The organism is Janthinobacterium longum (assembly GCF_051380735.1).
Taxonomy (GTDB): Bacteria; Pseudomonadota; Gammaproteobacteria; order Burkholderiales; family Burkholderiaceae_D; genus Janthinobacterium.
The window spans coordinates 30,670-45,615 of record NZ_JBNYXQ010000001.1 but is presented as its reverse complement, the minus strand read 5'-3'; the positions used below and the strand labels follow the sequence as shown (position 1 = coordinate 45,615).

The 14,946-nt window shown below is 63.8% G+C and carries 12 protein-coding genes; 4 read left to right on the top strand and 8 right to left on the bottom strand.

Annotated elements, in window-relative coordinates; genetic code table 11:
- The 4 genes from ACQ4WM_RS00220 to ACQ4WM_RS00205 are packed head-to-tail and all read right to left on the bottom strand — an operon-like array spanning window position 1 to window position 4,069.
- Window positions 1-1,524, bottom strand: a complete 1,524-nt coding sequence (locus ACQ4WM_RS00220) for a TIGR03016 family PEP-CTERM system-associated outer membrane protein (RefSeq protein ID WP_436544709.1) — start codon at window positions 1,522-1,524, stop codon at window positions 1-3.
- A complete protein-coding gene (locus tag ACQ4WM_RS00215) occupies window positions 1,508-2,362 on the bottom strand; it encodes an XrtA-associated tyrosine autokinase (protein WP_436544708.1) in 855 nt (284 codons plus the stop codon). Before ACQ4WM_RS00215 ends, ACQ4WM_RS00220 begins: the two co-directional genes overlap by 17 nt.
- Window positions 2,363-2,381: 19 nt before the next feature.
- Entirely contained in the window at window positions 2,382-3,911 is a 1,530-nt protein-coding gene (locus ACQ4WM_RS00210; RefSeq protein WP_436544707.1) for an XrtA system polysaccharide chain length determinant, read from the bottom strand.
- Window positions 3,899-4,069 carry a hypothetical protein gene (locus tag ACQ4WM_RS00205; protein WP_436544706.1) on the bottom strand — a complete coding sequence of 57 codons (171 nt, stop codon included), beginning with the start codon at window positions 4,067-4,069 and terminating at the stop codon, window positions 3,899-3,901. The genes ACQ4WM_RS00210 and ACQ4WM_RS00205 overlap by 13 nt, the downstream gene beginning before the upstream one ends.
- A 58-nt stretch (window positions 4,070-4,127) precedes the next feature.
- Here ACQ4WM_RS00205 and ACQ4WM_RS00200 point away from each other — a divergent pair, with 58 nt between their 5' ends.
- Both ACQ4WM_RS00200 and ACQ4WM_RS00195 read left to right on the top strand, forming a co-directional pair.
- Complete coding sequence (locus tag ACQ4WM_RS00200; protein WP_436544705.1) at window positions 4,128-4,751, top strand: XrtA/PEP-CTERM system exopolysaccharide export protein; 624 nt, start codon at window positions 4,128-4,130, stop codon at window positions 4,749-4,751.
- 142 nt (window positions 4,752-4,893) lie between these two features.
- Window positions 4,894-5,694: an N-acyl amino acid synthase FeeM domain-containing protein gene (locus tag ACQ4WM_RS00195; protein ID WP_436544704.1), complete on the top strand. Its 801-nt coding sequence runs from the start codon at window positions 4,894-4,896 to the stop codon at window positions 5,692-5,694.
- Here the strand turns inward: ACQ4WM_RS00195 and ACQ4WM_RS00190 are convergent.
- From ACQ4WM_RS00190 to prsT, 3 genes are read right to left on the bottom strand one after another with little or no spacing between them, the layout of a single operon-like run.
- Window positions 5,663-6,472 carry a S1 family peptidase gene (locus ACQ4WM_RS00190; RefSeq protein WP_436544703.1) on the bottom strand — a complete coding sequence of 270 codons (810 nt, stop codon included), beginning with the start codon at window positions 6,470-6,472 and terminating at the stop codon, window positions 5,663-5,665. The two genes, ACQ4WM_RS00195 and ACQ4WM_RS00190, sit on opposite strands and share 32 nt — an antisense overlap.
- Window positions 6,469-8,889, bottom strand: a complete 2,421-nt coding sequence (locus tag ACQ4WM_RS00185; protein WP_436544702.1) for an O-antigen ligase family protein — start codon at window positions 8,887-8,889, stop codon at window positions 6,469-6,471. The genes ACQ4WM_RS00190 and ACQ4WM_RS00185 overlap by 4 nt, the downstream gene beginning before the upstream one ends.
- 3 nt (window positions 8,890-8,892) lie before the next feature.
- Window positions 8,893-11,670 (bottom strand): XrtA/PEP-CTERM system TPR-repeat protein PrsT, encoded by a 2,778-nt coding sequence (gene prsT, locus ACQ4WM_RS00180; protein ID WP_436544701.1) that lies wholly within the window; start codon window positions 11,668-11,670, stop codon window positions 8,893-8,895.
- A 218-nt stretch (window positions 11,671-11,888) separates the two neighbouring features.
- On the opposite strand from prsT, the gene ACQ4WM_RS00175 reads away from it, so the two are divergent.
- A complete protein-coding gene (locus ACQ4WM_RS00175) occupies window positions 11,889-13,181 on the top strand; it encodes a nucleotide sugar dehydrogenase (RefSeq protein ID WP_436544700.1) in 1,293 nt (430 codons plus the stop codon).
- Window positions 13,181-14,230, top strand: coding sequence for an SDR family oxidoreductase (locus ACQ4WM_RS00170; protein WP_436544699.1), 1,050 nt, complete (start codon window positions 13,181-13,183; stop codon window positions 14,228-14,230). Before ACQ4WM_RS00175 ends, ACQ4WM_RS00170 begins: the two co-directional genes overlap by 1 nt.
- Before the next feature lie 4 nt (window positions 14,231-14,234).
- Here the strand turns inward: ACQ4WM_RS00170 and ACQ4WM_RS00165 are convergent, their stop codons facing one another.
- A complete protein-coding gene (locus ACQ4WM_RS00165; RefSeq protein ID WP_436544698.1) occupies window positions 14,235-14,927 on the bottom strand; it encodes a tetratricopeptide repeat protein in 693 nt (230 codons plus the stop codon).
- Window positions 14,928-14,946 lie beyond the last annotated feature (19 nt).

Below are 14,946 nucleotides of genomic sequence, written 5' to 3'. Positions count from 1 at the left end.
TTAGAATCGCATGGTGAGCGTGGCGCTGACGCCGTTTTCGTGAAAATCGCCGCCGCGGTTGCTGCGGTGCCGGGTGTGGCGCAGGTCGATCGCCGCCGTCATGTTCGAGCGCAGCACGCGGCTGTAGCCGGCCGTGACCGTGATATTGTCATCGCGCCGCGGCACGCTGAGCGAACGCGCGCTGGCGTAGCCGGCCTGCACGTTGACGCTGCCGCGCGCGGAAGAGCGCCAGCTCCAGCCGGCGCTGGCGCCCAGCTGGCGCGTCCGGTCCGATGTGCTCAGGTCGATATCGGGCAGCAAGCCGCTGTCGACCCCGCTATTCGTCTGCGCCGTGCGGTCGAGCGCCGACAAACCCAGTATCAGGGTGCTTTTCGGCGTGGCGCGCACCATATTCAGCTTCAGCTGTTTTTGCAGGTAGTAGCGGTGGCTGAAGTAATTCAGGCCGCCCAGCTGCGGGTCTTGCGCCTGGGCGTAGCGCAGGAATGCATCGATGCGCAGGCGCCGGTCCTGGGCGTCGGGAAAGATGCCGCGCCATAGCTGGTCCAGCATGCTGGCCGCGTCGCTGTCGCCCAGGTGCAGAAATTGCGCCGGCATGGTGGTGATGTCTTCGCTGTATTGCAGCGACCAGTTGTTGTGGCGCTGCAGGAAGCGCGCGTCCAGGCTGTAGGTCTGGCCGAAAAAGCGCCGGCCCGTGCTGAAAGCCACGCTGGTGCGCGATGACGGCGTCCACACGCCGCCCAGCGACCAGAAACGGCCTTGCGGATTGCGCCCGTCGCTGGCCTCGTAGCCTTCCTTTTCCGTGCCGACGCTGGCGGTGCCCGACCAGGTAGGGCTGAACGGGTAGCGCAGGCCGACGCTGGCGCGCTCCTTGCGCTGCGGCGGCAGCATGCTGTCCTCGGTGCGACGCACATCATAGCTGGCGTTCCAGGTCCAGCTGCGGCCGTGCGGTTCGCCACCCAGCAGCAATTGCAATTCGTCGCTGTGGGTAGCCAGCAGATTGTTTTCGCTTGACACATCGGCGCGCGTATAACGTAGTTCAAAGGTGCCCAGGCCCTGAAAACGGTGCCGCAGGTAGGGGCTGACGACGGTGGCACGCACGCTGCTCTGGTTCCCGCTGTCTGGCAAGGCATCGATTACGGGTGCGCCGAACGGCGACACGTTCTGCCGGTTGATGCTGGCGTGTCCGTCCAGGTAAAACCAGTCGCGCAGCAGTTCGGCGTTGGCGCCGGCCTGCAGCTGCACGGTATCGGAATCGGCGCGCTGATGCGACAAAAACTTGCGCCAGCTGGCGTCGAGGTGCACTTGCAGGCGCGGACCGCTGGCGATCACGGCAATGGCGGGGGCAATTTCAGTGATAAAGTCGGATTTCTCCTGGCCGGGCGGCGCCAGCAGCGCGTTGTCGGTGTAGCTTTCACGCAGGCGCAGCGAGGGTGCCACCAGCCAGTCCAGGGCCGCTGCAGGTGGCGCCACCAATAGCAGCAGCCACGGCGCCAGCGCGCCGGCCGGCCTAATCGTAATAGCCATAACCGTAGTATTCGCTGCCGGGAAAACCCTTGGTCTTGTTATAGATCAGGTTAATGTGCTCGCACGATTCGATCTGGCGCAAGGCTTCCTTGACCGCATGCTGGGTGGTAGTTTCCGCTTCGACCACCATCACTACCTGGCCCATCTGGCCCACCAGAGCATGGGCTTCGCTGGTGATCAGCAGCGGCGGCGAGTCGAAGACGACGATGCGGTCTGCATAGCGGCTGGCGATTTCACTGAGCATGCGACTCATGGCGCGGCTGGCCAGCAGTTCCGTGGCGTGCTTGTTGCTGCGTCCGGCCGGTAAAATGCTGAGGGTGGCGACATTGGTTTTCAGGATCACGTCGGCCATTTCCAGGCGCTCGTCGAGCAGCACGTCCATCAGCCCCGGTTCGGTCGGCAGTCCCAGCACTTTCAGCACCGACGGACGTGCCACGTCGGCGTCAACCAGCAGCACCGTCATGTCCATTTCCATGGCAATGCTCATGGCCAGGTTGACGGCGCAATAGGTCTTGCCTTCGCCGGGCATGGCGCTGGTGACGACGATCAGGTTGCCGTGGCGGATGGCGTCGGCGCCGGTGGCGCGCGCATTGCGCAGCAGCGGGCGCTTGATGATGCGGAAATCCTCGGCCACCGAGGTGCGCCCGCCGTCGTGGGTGACCATGCCCTGCGCCTGCAGCCTGACCAGGTTCAGCGCGCGGTAGTTGGGCGAGGCCGGGGTGGTGTCCGCAGCGGCCTCGCCTGTGGTGCCATCCACCTTGTAAGGGATGGCGGCTTCGGCCAGCTCCAGCGGAGCGCCACTGTCGGCTTGCCGTGCGTCGTTTACATTGGTATCCATGGGTCTCCCGTGCCAGCATCTAGAATTTGAACATGGCGGCTGCCACCACGCCGCCATACAGCATGAACAGGCTGCCCAGGCAGGTGCTGAAGGCATAGCGGGCGCGGCGCTGGCGCGTCTGCTGCTGCTCGGTCCAGTTCATCGCCACCGTGCCCAATACGGTCAAGCCGGTGGCGTCGCGCAATTCGGCCGGGCTGAGGAAAGTTGGCCGGATCTGGCTGATCAACAGGGCAGCGGCCAGGCCGGCCACCAGCGCCGCCGCCAGCACAGCGCTGAACAGCAACGGCCGGTTAGGGCCGACCGGCGACAGGGGTACCGTGGGCGGATCGATGATCTTGAAGGCCATCATGTCGGTGGTCGAGCTCAGTTCACCCGACAGCTTGGCCGCCTCGCGCCGGCCGATCAGCTTTTCATAGTTTTCCTTGTTGATCACGTAATCGCGGTTCAACTGGGCCAGTTGCGATTCCACTTCGGGCACGGCGTTGCTGTGCGCCAGCAGCCGTTCGTTGCGGGCCGTATATTCCGCCACCCGCGCCTTGATGGCGGCCACCTTGGCATCTGCTTCGGTGAGCGCCACTTTCAGCTGCTGCAGCATGGGGCTGTAGTTCTTGCCGGGGTCGCTTGTGGCCGAGCGCAGCTTGCTTTCTGCTATCTTGCGCTCCTCCAGTTGCGCCACCAGGCGCTTCGAAGCAACGATGTCGGGATGCAATTCGGTGTACTGCAGGCGCAGGCTGTCGAGATTTTTATTGATGGTGGCGATGCGTTCGTCAAGCTCGGGATTGGTGATGGCCGCCGCGCTCGGCTCCAGATCCAGCACCGGCTCGTCGCCCTCGATCTGGCTCAAGATGGCCTTGCGCGACTGTTCGGCTTCCAGCAGTTCCAGCTTGGCGTTGTTGAGACTGTCGGACATCATCAGCAGTTGGCTGCCATAGTCGATGCCCTGGCGCGGCAGCAGCATGTTGTTGCGTATCTTGAAATCCTTCATCAGGTTTTCCGCCGCGCTCAGCTTGTCTTCGTAGTTCTTGATCTGTTCGTCGATGAATTGCACCGCCTTTTGGGAGTCGCCTTTCTTGCCCTGGAAACTGCCCTCGACAAAGATGGTCAGCAGGCTTTGCACCACGTCGCGCGTCACCTTCGGTTGCGGGCCGCCATAGCTGATGGTGTAGATGTCATAGGCGTTGGTGCCGCTGATCTTGATGTTGCGCATCAGGTCGTCCAGTTGCGCTTCATGTTCGCGCACGGTGCGCGAGTCGAGGTCCAGGTCCACCATGCGCATCACCCGTTCGACATTCGGGCGACTCAGCAAGGTGCGGCTCATGATGGCCACCTGCTGTTCCGTATTGGGCACGCTGGTCATGCCGGCCATCAGCGGCTTGAGGATGGTTTGCGTATCGACAAATACGCGCGCCGAGGTCTGGTAGTTATCGGGCAGACTGATCACCTTGATAAAACCGGCGATGGCCACCAGCCAGGCAACCAGCACCGCATGCCAGCGGTACTTCCAGATGCCTTTCAGGGCCGAGAGCACTTGCTGTATCAAATCCTCCATGTTGCTTCCTTCAGGTGACGGTGCAGGGCGTGGATAGGCGAAAACAGCGTATTTTCTTGTCGGGTGAACAAAGTATAGGGCGCTGCCGCCACAAAATTTCCCAAGATGATTGCTTCTTGATACCCCTCAAGAGACACCCGCCCGCTTTTACCAATCATGGGAAGTTCCCGGTCCAGGCAGTTTTTGCATGGCCGCCATTTTTTTGAAGGAAACAGCATGAACCTGTTACGCCGCGCCCTGATCACCCGCGTCCTGGCGTACGCCAGCGCTACCGTATTGCTGGCCGGCTGTCGTACGCAGCACGCGCTGGCACCGGCCGAAGACAGTGCACCGCTGCACGACTACCTGATCGGACCGGGCGACTCCGTCAATATCCTGGTCTGGCGCAATCCCGAAGTGTCGCTGACGGTGGCGGTGCGGCCGGACGGCAAGATCACCACGCCGCTGGTGGAGGACCTGATGGCCAGCGGCAAGACCTCGACCCAGCTGGCGCGCGATATCGAGCAGGCGCTGGGCAAGTTCATCCAGCAGCCGGTGGTGACTGTGATCGTCACCAATTTTGCCGGGCCATATGAGGAACAGATCCGCGTGATCGGCGCGGCGGCCAAGCCGCAGGCGCTGCCTTACCGCCAGGGCATGTCGCTGATGGATGTATTGATCACCGTCGGCGGCATCACCGACTTTGCGGCAGGCAACAAAGCCAGCGTGATACGCATGCGCGAAGGAACCAGGCAGCAACTGCGCGTGCGGCTCGATGACTTGTTGCGCGATGGCGATATTTCCGCCAACATCATGATGCGGCCCGGCGACGTGCTGCTGATACCCGAGAGTTTCTTCTAAACTGGCGGCTTATAAAAAAGTATATTTTAATTTGTCATCAGGTGTAAAACAGCAAATTTACGTTTGCATTTAGTCATTAAATAGGTAAATTCTTCTGATTTTGTAGAAATTGAGGGAACTTCTTCAGTTCTGGTCCTGTCACATGGCATTGGCATCAGTTCGTCTCAGCGCGAACCGCCATGACAGCGAGGACAAGATGAGCTTTGAAGACGACCCCATAATTTCCTTTGATAGCCCGGTCAATCTCAGTGACCTGGTGGTGGGCGAAGGCAAGATCGACCCGGCCATGGAGCATGAAATCGACCTGCAGCGCTTTCATATCCGCATGGCCAATTCACGCGGCCGTCGCGAAGCCTCCAGCTTGCTGATCCGCAAGATGTACGGCTGGCGCGGCTACACGGTCGATCCCGGCATCGCCCACGCGCTCAATAAAATTACGCTGTTTGCCGAAACGGCAGGCGATACGGTCGGTACCATGACCCTGTGCCTCGATAACGAGGAAACCGGCTTGCCCGCCGACGATAACTTCCGCGACAAGCTCGACCTGCTGCGTGAACAGGGCCGGCGCCTGTGCGAGCCATCGCGCCTGGCGATCGACAAGGGCGTCAGCAAGCGCGTGTTTGCCGCGCTGATCCATATCTCGTATATCTATGCCCACAATATCCACCGTTTTACCGATTACGTGATCGAAGTCAACCCGCGCCACGTGGTGTTCTACAAGCGCATGCTGGGCTTCAAGGACTTCGGTGGCGAGCGCGAATGTACACGCGTGGGCGCGCCGGCCGTGCTGCTGCGGCTGGACCTGGCCTATATGGGCGAGCAGATCCGCAAGTACGGCGGCCTGATGGAGCGACATGGTGGCGAGCGCTCGTTTTATCCCTTTTTTTTTCCTACATGGGATGAGCCTGGCATTACCGAGCGCCTGCGGCAGGGACGGAACTGAGCGCATTGTTTTTCAATAGCAGCGCTTGCATGTGGCGGCCCGGGATGGCGTAGGTGATGCCGCTCGGCGCGGTCATGGCCGCTTCCTTCAGGCCCTTGTTGACTATGTAGACCATATTGACGATGCCGTAGACCAGGCCCGTCTGCGGATCGAACAGGGGGCTGCCGCTGCTGCCAGGATAGGCCGTCGCGTCCAGCTGGAATACCGTGTACGGCGCCTTTTGCAGCTGTGCCAGCCGTTTCGGGTCCAGCCGCAGGGCGTTTGCGCTGGGCATGACCACAGGTGTCAGGGCTGACACGGTGGCGCGGTGCGTCACATGGTGCAGGCCCAGCAAGGTGCCGAGCGGAAAGCCTGTAAACGCCAGGGCCTGGCCTTCACGCACTTCAGCCGCGTCGCCCAGTTGCAGGGCAGGCAAGGGCGTGCCGGACAGGCGCAGCAAGGCCAGGTCGTGTTCGGCGTCGAGCGCCTGCACGGTGGCGGCACGAAATTGCGCAACCTCGCCCTGGCCCGTCAGGATGCCGATGGTCTCGCCGGGATTGGCCGCCAGCAGCTTGTCGATCACATGCGCACAGGTCAGCACGCTCAGGCCGTCGCCGGCAGCAAAGCCGGTGCCGATGAACTGGACGGCCGGCGTGCGCGTTTTCTGATGGCTGCCAATGCCGACAATCGAAGGCTTGATGCGCGCGATCACCTGTTCCAGCGATTGCGCCGGCAACTGGGCGCGCGCGGTAGGCAAGCCACACGGTAATAACAGGCACAACAGCAGCAAGGGTTTCATCGCGGCAGCCTTTCACCGGCAAGGGAAGGGGGCGTGGCTGGCTGCATCAGCGCGCACAGCAGCAGCATGTAGAACAGCAGGGCGATGCGCGGCACGTCGAGCAGGCTGTCGAACACGCCGATCACCATGAATCCGGCCAGCGCGGCCAGCATGGCGGCCGGGCAATCGGCACCCGGTCCTGCCTGCGCCGCGCGCCGCAGCAAATTCGCGCAGGCCAGCGCGACCAGGCTCAGCATGGAAACCACGCCGAACAATCCGGATTCGACCTGCAGGTGCAGCCACAGGTTCTTGATATGCCACGGCAAGTGATGATGGTCACTGCTGAAAAACCAGTAGTTGTTGGCCATGCTGAAGCTGCCGTTGGCCAGCAGCTCTTCGCCGTCCGGCGCGCGCAGGCTGAGATTGTCGACATCGATGAATGCAGGCTCGGCCAGCCCGCCGGCGGCCAGTTCCAGCTGTACCGGCGTGCGCAGCAGCCAGGCGCCGTCGCCCAGGCGGGCGCTGGCTATCGTCATCTGATAATGCTGCCATTGCGGTGAGATCGGCTTCGGCGTCGGCTGCAGCAGGCGCAAGGGCGCGTGCACGCAATATTGCGCATACAGCAGTTGCCGCTGGCATAGCTTCAGTTGCAGTACCGGCATGGGACCGTGGCGCCGCACGTCGAGCGCCAGCGCGTAGCGGGTGTCGGGCCGCACGTTTACCCGCTGCAGCAGGCGCAGCAGTTCCCCATAGCCAGCCCGGTAGCCGGGACTCCACATGCGCAGATAGCGATTACCTGCCTCGGCTTCGTCTGCATAGATCAGCCGGGCTGGCACGTCACCCCCAGTGTTGTGCCAGAAATAGCTGGCCGGAAAAGTACCGGTGCCCATGCCAAAAGCCGTGCTGGCCCAGTCGGCCGGCATCATCGCCAGCGTGCCGCGCCAGTGGCGCAGGCGGCCTTGCCAGTCGCCAGCGGTCGTGGCGAAGCGCTCATTGGCGTAATAACTGGCCGAGACGGGAACCGCCAGCATCAGCATCGCCGCCACCGAGGCCGCCAAGCTGAGACTGGCGCGCCCCATGCGCCACAAGGGCCGGCGCAGCCGGCTGTTCAACAACAGCAGGGCCGCCAGCAGCAGTATCAGCGCGGCCGGCTGCAAGGCGACGGCGCCGGCCCAGTGCCAGCCTATCCAGGCGGTATTGCACGCCATCATGGTCAGCGCGATGATGGACAGCGGTAGCCAATGGCGCCACAGGCAGAACGCCAACAACAGACTCGACAGCGAGAACAGCGCATACGGCGCCTTCAGCAGGCCATGGGTGAGGTCGTTCGGCCACAGCGCCGCCAACGTGCCTTGCAGTACCAGCGCGCACAGCACGCTGGCCGGCGCCAGACGCCACGGCAAGGCTTGCGTCGCCAGCATGAAGGCGCCAAGCAGCAGCACGACGGCAGCCAGCAAGCCACGGTAGCCGGCCGCATGGAACATCAGCACGAGCAATGTCGCCGCGCTTGTGCCCAGCAGCAAGCCAGCAGCGGCGCGGTGCGGCGACCAGTGCTGCCGGCCATGCCTGCCATCGGCCAGCTGCCAGCAAGCCAGGCCGGTGATGGCGGCCACCGGCAGGGCCGCATACAGCGCGCGCGAAAAGGTGGCCATGGCCGCATGCAGGGCCAGTCCCAGCAGCAAGGCGGCGATGACTGGCCGGCGGGCGCGGGTGCGGGCCAGCCACAGCGCCGCGAACGGCAACGCCAGTGCCAGGTAGCTGTCGAGCGCCGCGCCGCCCGTGTGCATGGCGGAAAATGGCGCCGTGATGCGATAGTCGCTGGACATATTGAATATCCCCGGAAACACGGCCCGCTCCCACAGCGCGCACAGGGAGACCAGGCCCAGGCCGCACAGCATGCCTGGCAGCACCAGGCGGCGCAAGCCATGCTCGGCGGCATCGCGCAGCAGCAGCGGCAGCAACAGCATGGCCCAGAACCAGGCCTTGCCCAGACGCAGGCTGTTATAGGGACTCAGGTAGTTGTTCCAGGCATTCAAGGGATCCGGCGGCAGTTGCACGGAAAACAAGCCGCGCAGCAGCGCCGCCAGCGCCGCTGCGCTTGCCAATCCCAGCCACAGACGTGCGCCCGGGGCCAGCGCAAGCCGCGTGGCACCGGGGTGCCAGCGCCAGTAGCCACAGGTCACGGTCAGCAACAGCAGCAAATCGATTTCTTCGAAAAAAAACCAGCCGGTCCATGGCGCCAGGTCCAGCACCGGCAACAGCGCGGGCAGGCAGAACAGCCACAGCGCCTGCCGCCAGCACAACAGCAGGAAGTAGCTCGGCAACAAGGCGTACAACAGCCACACAGGCCAGCCGTGGCCCAGCGGATACTGGCCCAACGCCACCAGGCAGGCCAGGCCGGCGGCCAGCGCCGTCAGCCGCGCGGCAATCATGGCCACGGGCTAGAGCCTGGCCAGCAAGGCCCGGGCCTCGGCCCGCTGCGCGAAGTCCTTGTTGGCGGCCAGCAGTTGCTCGAGCTGCTTGCGCGCGGCCGGCTTGTCGCCATTTTTCGCCAGCGCCGCGCCCAGGTGGTATTGGATCTCGGCGGCATTCGGCGCCAGGCTTGCTGCGCGCTGCAGCAGTTCGATGGCGCGTTTGCTGTCGCCATGGTCTAGCGTGATCCAGCCCAGGGTATCGAGCACGGCCGGATTGTCGGGCGCCAGCTTGTGGGCCTGCGCGGCGGTGGCCAGCGCGCGTTCGTCCTTGTCTTGCTGGTAGGCCCATGCCAGGTCATTGAGCGCCACTATATTGCCGGCATCGCGCGCGAGCACCTGCTGGTATTGCGCGATGGCGGCGCGATATTGCTTGGCTTTAAGCTTGGCGCCAGCCAGGTACAGCCGTGTCGCCTTGTCGTCGGGCTGTTGCCTGAGCCAGGCGTCGATGCGCGCATCGGCCTGCTGTTCCATGCCGGCGGCCAGGGCGGCGCGGTAGAGCTGCACTTGCAGCGGGCCGATCTTGCTGATCTGGAAAGCCTGTTCATACAGTTTCATCGCCTCGCGCGGATGCTGCTGGTCCATCAGTACATCGCCTTCGAGTTTGTAGCCGGCGGCCAGCTTCGGTTGCTGCTGTTGTACCTTGCGGGCAACGGCCAGCGCATCGCGTGGCCGCTTCAGGTCCAGCAGCAGCGCCACTTCGACCACCTGCGCGTCGAGCAAACCTGGTTCGATTATTTGTGCACGCCTGGCCGCTTGCAGCGCACTGGCCGGATCGCCCAGCGCCAGGTGCAAGCTGGCAATGCGCATCTGCAAGGGCGCCGAAGTGGTTTGCAAGGTCGCCAGTTTGATATAGCTGTCGAGTGCGGCGCGCGCCTCGCCGGCACTGTATTCGACCTGGGCGCGCAAGGACAGCGCATCAGTGTCCTCGGGGTGGCCGTTTTGCAAGCTGCGCGCCAGCGCCAGTGCCTTGCCGGCGGCGCCGGTTTGCAGATAAAAATTACTCAGCAGCAGGGCTGGCGCGACGGCGTCGGGGTGGTCGGCATGGGCTTTTTCCAGCCAGCGCTGCGCTTCGTCCAGCTTGCCTTGCGAGGCCGCCAGCTTGGCCAGCGCGGCGGCCAGGTCCGGGTTTTTCGGGTCTTTTGCCAATGCTGCCTCAAAACGCTGTTTGGCGCGCTCCGGCTTTTTCTCCGCCATGTCGATCTGTGCCAGGTTGGTCAAGGCCGGCAAGTAGCGCGCGTCGATGGCCAGCGCCTGCTCGAAGCTGGCGCGCGCAGCGGCCAGGTCGCTCAAGGCCAGGTAGACGCCGCCTTTCAGGTTCAGCACCAGCGGATTGCTGCCATGCTGGTTTTCCATTGCCTGCACGGCGGCCAGCGCCCTGGCATTTTCCTTGTTGCGCAGCAAGGTCATCACCAGCATGGTACCCGCCTGCGGCGTTTTATCGTCCAGCACGCTGGCACGCTCCAGTTCGCTGATGGCACGCGCGTTTTCACCCTGGCCCAGGCGGCTCACGCCCAGCGCCGCATGCAGCCTGGACGTGTCGGGCGCCAGCAGGCTGGCTTTTTCAAAGTAGCCACTGGCCTTGTCATAATGGCCGGCGCGCAGTTGGGCTTCACCCAGCAGTGACAGCAATTCCACGTCGTCGGGAAAGGACACCAGCAAAGGTTGCAACAAGTCGATCGCGGCATCGGTCTTGCCGCGCCCCATTTCAATCGAGGCCATCATCTTGCTCGCATACAAATGCTTTGGATGGGCGGCAAGAAACGGCAGCAGATAATTTTCCGCCGGTTGCGGCGCACCGAGCGCCAGTTGCACGGCGCCGCCCAGCAGCAGCGCCGGCATGTGCTCGGGCGCGGCCTTGAGCACCAACTGCAAGTTTTCCAGCGCCGCCTTGAATTTCCCCTGGCGAAAATCGAGCAGGGCTTGCGCCTGCAGCACGCCAAGGTTACCCGGCGCAGTCTTGCGCGCGCCGGCCAGCTGCGCCGCCGCGTCGGCAAACTTGTTCTCCGTGATATCGAGATTCGCCAGTTCGATGCGCGCCTGCACCTGGTCCGGCTTGCGCTTGAGTATCTGCTGGTAAGCCAGCCGCGCCGGGCCATTGTTGCCCTGCAGCCGTTGCAGGTCGCCCTGCAGGCGCAGCGCTTCCAGGCTGTCCGGACTGCCTTTCAATGCCTGCTCGATCAGCAATTGCGCTGCAGCGACTTGTCCGTCGAGCGCGGCCAGGCGTGCCAGTCCCAGCAGCGCTTCGGTCTGGCCTGGCTGGCGTTGCTGCATGCCGGCAAACAAGGCGCGGGCTTCCTCCTGGCGCCCCAGGGCCAGCAAGGCGTCGCCGCGCAGGGCCAGTACGGCTGTCGCCTGGCCTGGATCGCCGGGCAACTCTTTCAGGACCCGTTCGAACTGGCCCAGCATCAGCCAGGCCTTGCCCAGCAGCGGCAGTACCTCGGCCGGCCTGGCGCCCAGGGTTTGCGCCTTGCGCAACTCCTTTTCCGCCGACAAGGCGTCGCCGGTGTCGAGATAGATGCTGCCCAGCAGCAGGCGCGCAGCAGCGTTGTCCGCTTCCTTTTGCAGCAGGTTCTTCAGCTGGATGATGGCGGCGCGCGGTTCACCTTTTTGTTGGTACAGCTGGGCGTCAGCCAGCAGGCTAGCACTGCTCTGGCCGTCATTGCAGCCCAGCAGCAGGGCGGAGCACAGCGACAACGCGGCGAGACTGATCGCAGCATGGGTACGGTGTAAACAAGAGCAGCGCATGACATTCTCCGATGGCGGCGTTGGCAGGAAGGGCACAGCACAGGGTAGGAAAGTTGGGCCTCATGCCTGTTGATGAGGCTCAACACGCAGGCGATTGCGCGTGGCAGTGCCAGGTGCGGCATGGCTTTTTTTGTTCCGGCTCAAGCATGGTGCTGCACGCAACCGTAGAATTTCCAGACGGCGGCAAACCGGCCGGCAACCAGATGGAGCGAGAACCCATGGACAAGCAAGCAGGCGTGGTGGCAGTGGTCGGACTCGGTTATGTAGGGCTGCAACTGGCAGTGGCGTTTGGCGCACGCCAGCGCACCATCGGTTTTGATCTGTCGGCACGCAAGGTGGCCAGCTACCGGGAAGGCGTGGACCCCACCGGCGAAGTGAGCACCGAGCAATTGCGCGCCGCACGGTGGCTCAGCGTCAGTTGCGACCCGGCCGAACTGCTGCTGGCCGACTTCATCATCGTCGCCGTGCCCACCCCCGTCGACAGCGCGCACAATCCCGATTTTTCCGCCCTGGCCGGAGCCAGCGCCACGGCCGGGCGCCACATGAAGCAGGGCGCCATCGTTATTTTCGAATCGACCGTCTACCCGGGCGCCACCGAAGAGATCTGCATTCCCTTGCTGGAACAACACTCGGGCCTGCGCTGGAAAGAAGATTTTCATGTCGGTTTTTCTCCCGAACGCATCAATCCGGGCGACAAGTCGCACACCCTGGCCAGTATCTGCAAGGTGGTCTCCGGCGACGACGCAGCCACCCTGGACCAGGTGGCGCGCCTGTATGAAGGCGTGGTCGAGGCCGGCGTGCACCGGGCCTCCAGCATCCGCGTGGCCGAGGCTGCCAAGGTGATCGAAAACACCCAGCGCGACCTGAACATTGCGCTGATGAACGAGCTGGCCATTATTTTCGACCGGATCGGCATCGATACCCTGGAAGTGTTGCAGGCGGCCGGCACCAAATGGAATTTTTTGCCATTCCGGCCAGGCCTGGTCGGTGGCCACTGCATCGGCGTCGATCCGTATTACCTGACGCACAAGGCGGAAATGCTCGGTTATCACCCCCATGTGATACTGGCCGGACGTCGCATCAACGATGGCATGGCGAAATTCGTGGCCGAAAAAACCATCAAGGAAATGGTGCGCGCCGGTTTCAAGCTCAAAGGCTCGCATGTCAACGTGCTGGGCCTGACGTTCAAGGAAAACTGCCCCGACCTGCGCAATTCCAAGGTGGTCGACATGATCCATGAACTGCAAAGCTATGGCGTGCAGGTGCACGTGCACGACCCGGTGGCCGACGGGCGCGAAGCGCTGGAAGAATACGGCCTGGAACTGCTCGACTGGGAGCAGTTGCCGCGCGCCGAGGCCATCATCAGCGCCGTCTCGCACCAGGCGCTACTGGCACGTCCGCTGGCCGATTTTCGCGCCAAGGTGGTCGACAACGGCTGCTTTATCGACATCAAGTCGCATTTCGATCCGCTCAAGCTGACCGTGGATGGCTTGCATGTGTGGCGCTTGTGATGGCAGGCACCAGTGATTACAGCCAGGTCTGCGCGCAGTTGCGGCTATCGCCAAGGCACTGGCTGGTGACGGGCGTGGCCGGCTTTATCGGCTCGCACCTGCTGGAAACCTTGCTGGAACTGGGTCAGACGGTGCGTGGCCTCGACAATTTCAGCACCGGCCACCGCCACAACCTGGCGCAGGTGCGCGAGCGCGTTGGCGAGCAGGCCTGGCGGCGTTTTACCCTGATCGAAGGCGATATCCGCGATGTGCAAGCATGCGCGCGCGCCTGCGCTGGGGTCGATCTTGTGCTGCACCAGGCCGCGCTTGGCTCGGTGCCGCGCTCGCTGAGCGAGCCACAGCTCTACCATGACGTCAACCTGGGCGGCTTCCTGTGCATGATGGACGCTGTGCGTACGGCCGGCGTCGGGCGCTTCGTGTATGCCTCGTCCAGTGCCATTTATGGCAACCATCCGGGCTTGCCGAAGGTGGAACAGGCGATCGGCGAGCCGCTGTCGCCGTATGCCCTGAGCAAGCATGCCAACGAGCTGTATGCGCAACTGTATGGCCGCTGCTATGGCACTGAAGCGGTGGGCTTGCGCTACTTCAATGTATTCGGGCCGCGCCAGGATCCGCTGGGCGCTTATGCGGCCGTGATCCCGCGCTGGCTGGCTGCCATGCTGGCCGGCGAGCCCGTGCGCATCAACGGCGACGGCAGCACCAGCCGCGACTTCTGCTATGTCGCCAATGCCGTGCAAGCCAATCTGCTGGCCGCCACCAGCGTCCAGCCGCAAGCCGTCAACGAGGTCTTCAACGTGGCCGTCAACGGGCGCACCAGCCTGCTGCAACTGCATGCTGCCATGCAAGAGTTGCTGCTGGAAGAGTGGCCCAGAATGCGCTTGCCGGCACCGCTGCATGGCGATTTCCGCGCCGGTGACGTGCGCCATTCGCAGGCCGATATCGGCCGCGCGACGCGCCTGCTGGGCTATGCTCCCACGCACGACCTGCGCCAGGGCTTGCGGCAGACGGTGGCTTGGTATGCGGCGCAGGAACACGGCAGTCGTGTGTAAAAGTTCAGAAGCGGTTCCAATTGTTATGGCGGTGCTCGGTTGCTTCCTTCAGCAAATGGCCGGCGCGCAGCGCGTCATCGGCCTGCACCGTCATGGCCAGCTCCTGGATGGCGGGCGGGTAGTCGTGGTGGGCTGACTCTTCCAGCAGCGCCAGGCCCTTGTCGACATCTCGCTCGACGCCACGGCCTTCGCGATAGGCGTTGTACAACAAAAACATGGCGTGCGGATTGCCCAGTTCGCTGGCGACGGACAGCCAGCGCGCCGCCTCGGCCGGGTTTTTGGCCACCCCCTCACCATTTGCCGCCAGCAGGCCCAGCATGAGCGCCGCCCTGGCGTGCTGCCGCTTTGCCGCCATGCGGTACCAGGACCAGGCCTGGCCAGGCGCGTCCGGGCGCCGCATCTGGCCCATCTCGAACGCCGCTTCCGCATCGCCGGCGCGCGCCGCCTGCTCGAACAGGCGCAGGGCGTCGTCGCGACGCTCCGGACGCGGCTGGTAGACCAGGGCCAGCTCGCGCTCGGCCACCGGCATGCCCTTGCTGGCCCAGGTGCGCACCCTGCGCTCGGCCTGGTGGTCGCCAGCCTGGCGCGCATGCATGGCGGTCGCCTCGATTTCCGCCGTGCTCGGCGGTGGCGGCGCCTGGCAGGCTGCCAGTGCGGTTGCCAGCAGCACGGCAGGAAAAGCGAGGACGGTTTTCATGGTCAGCTCCTTGTTTGCA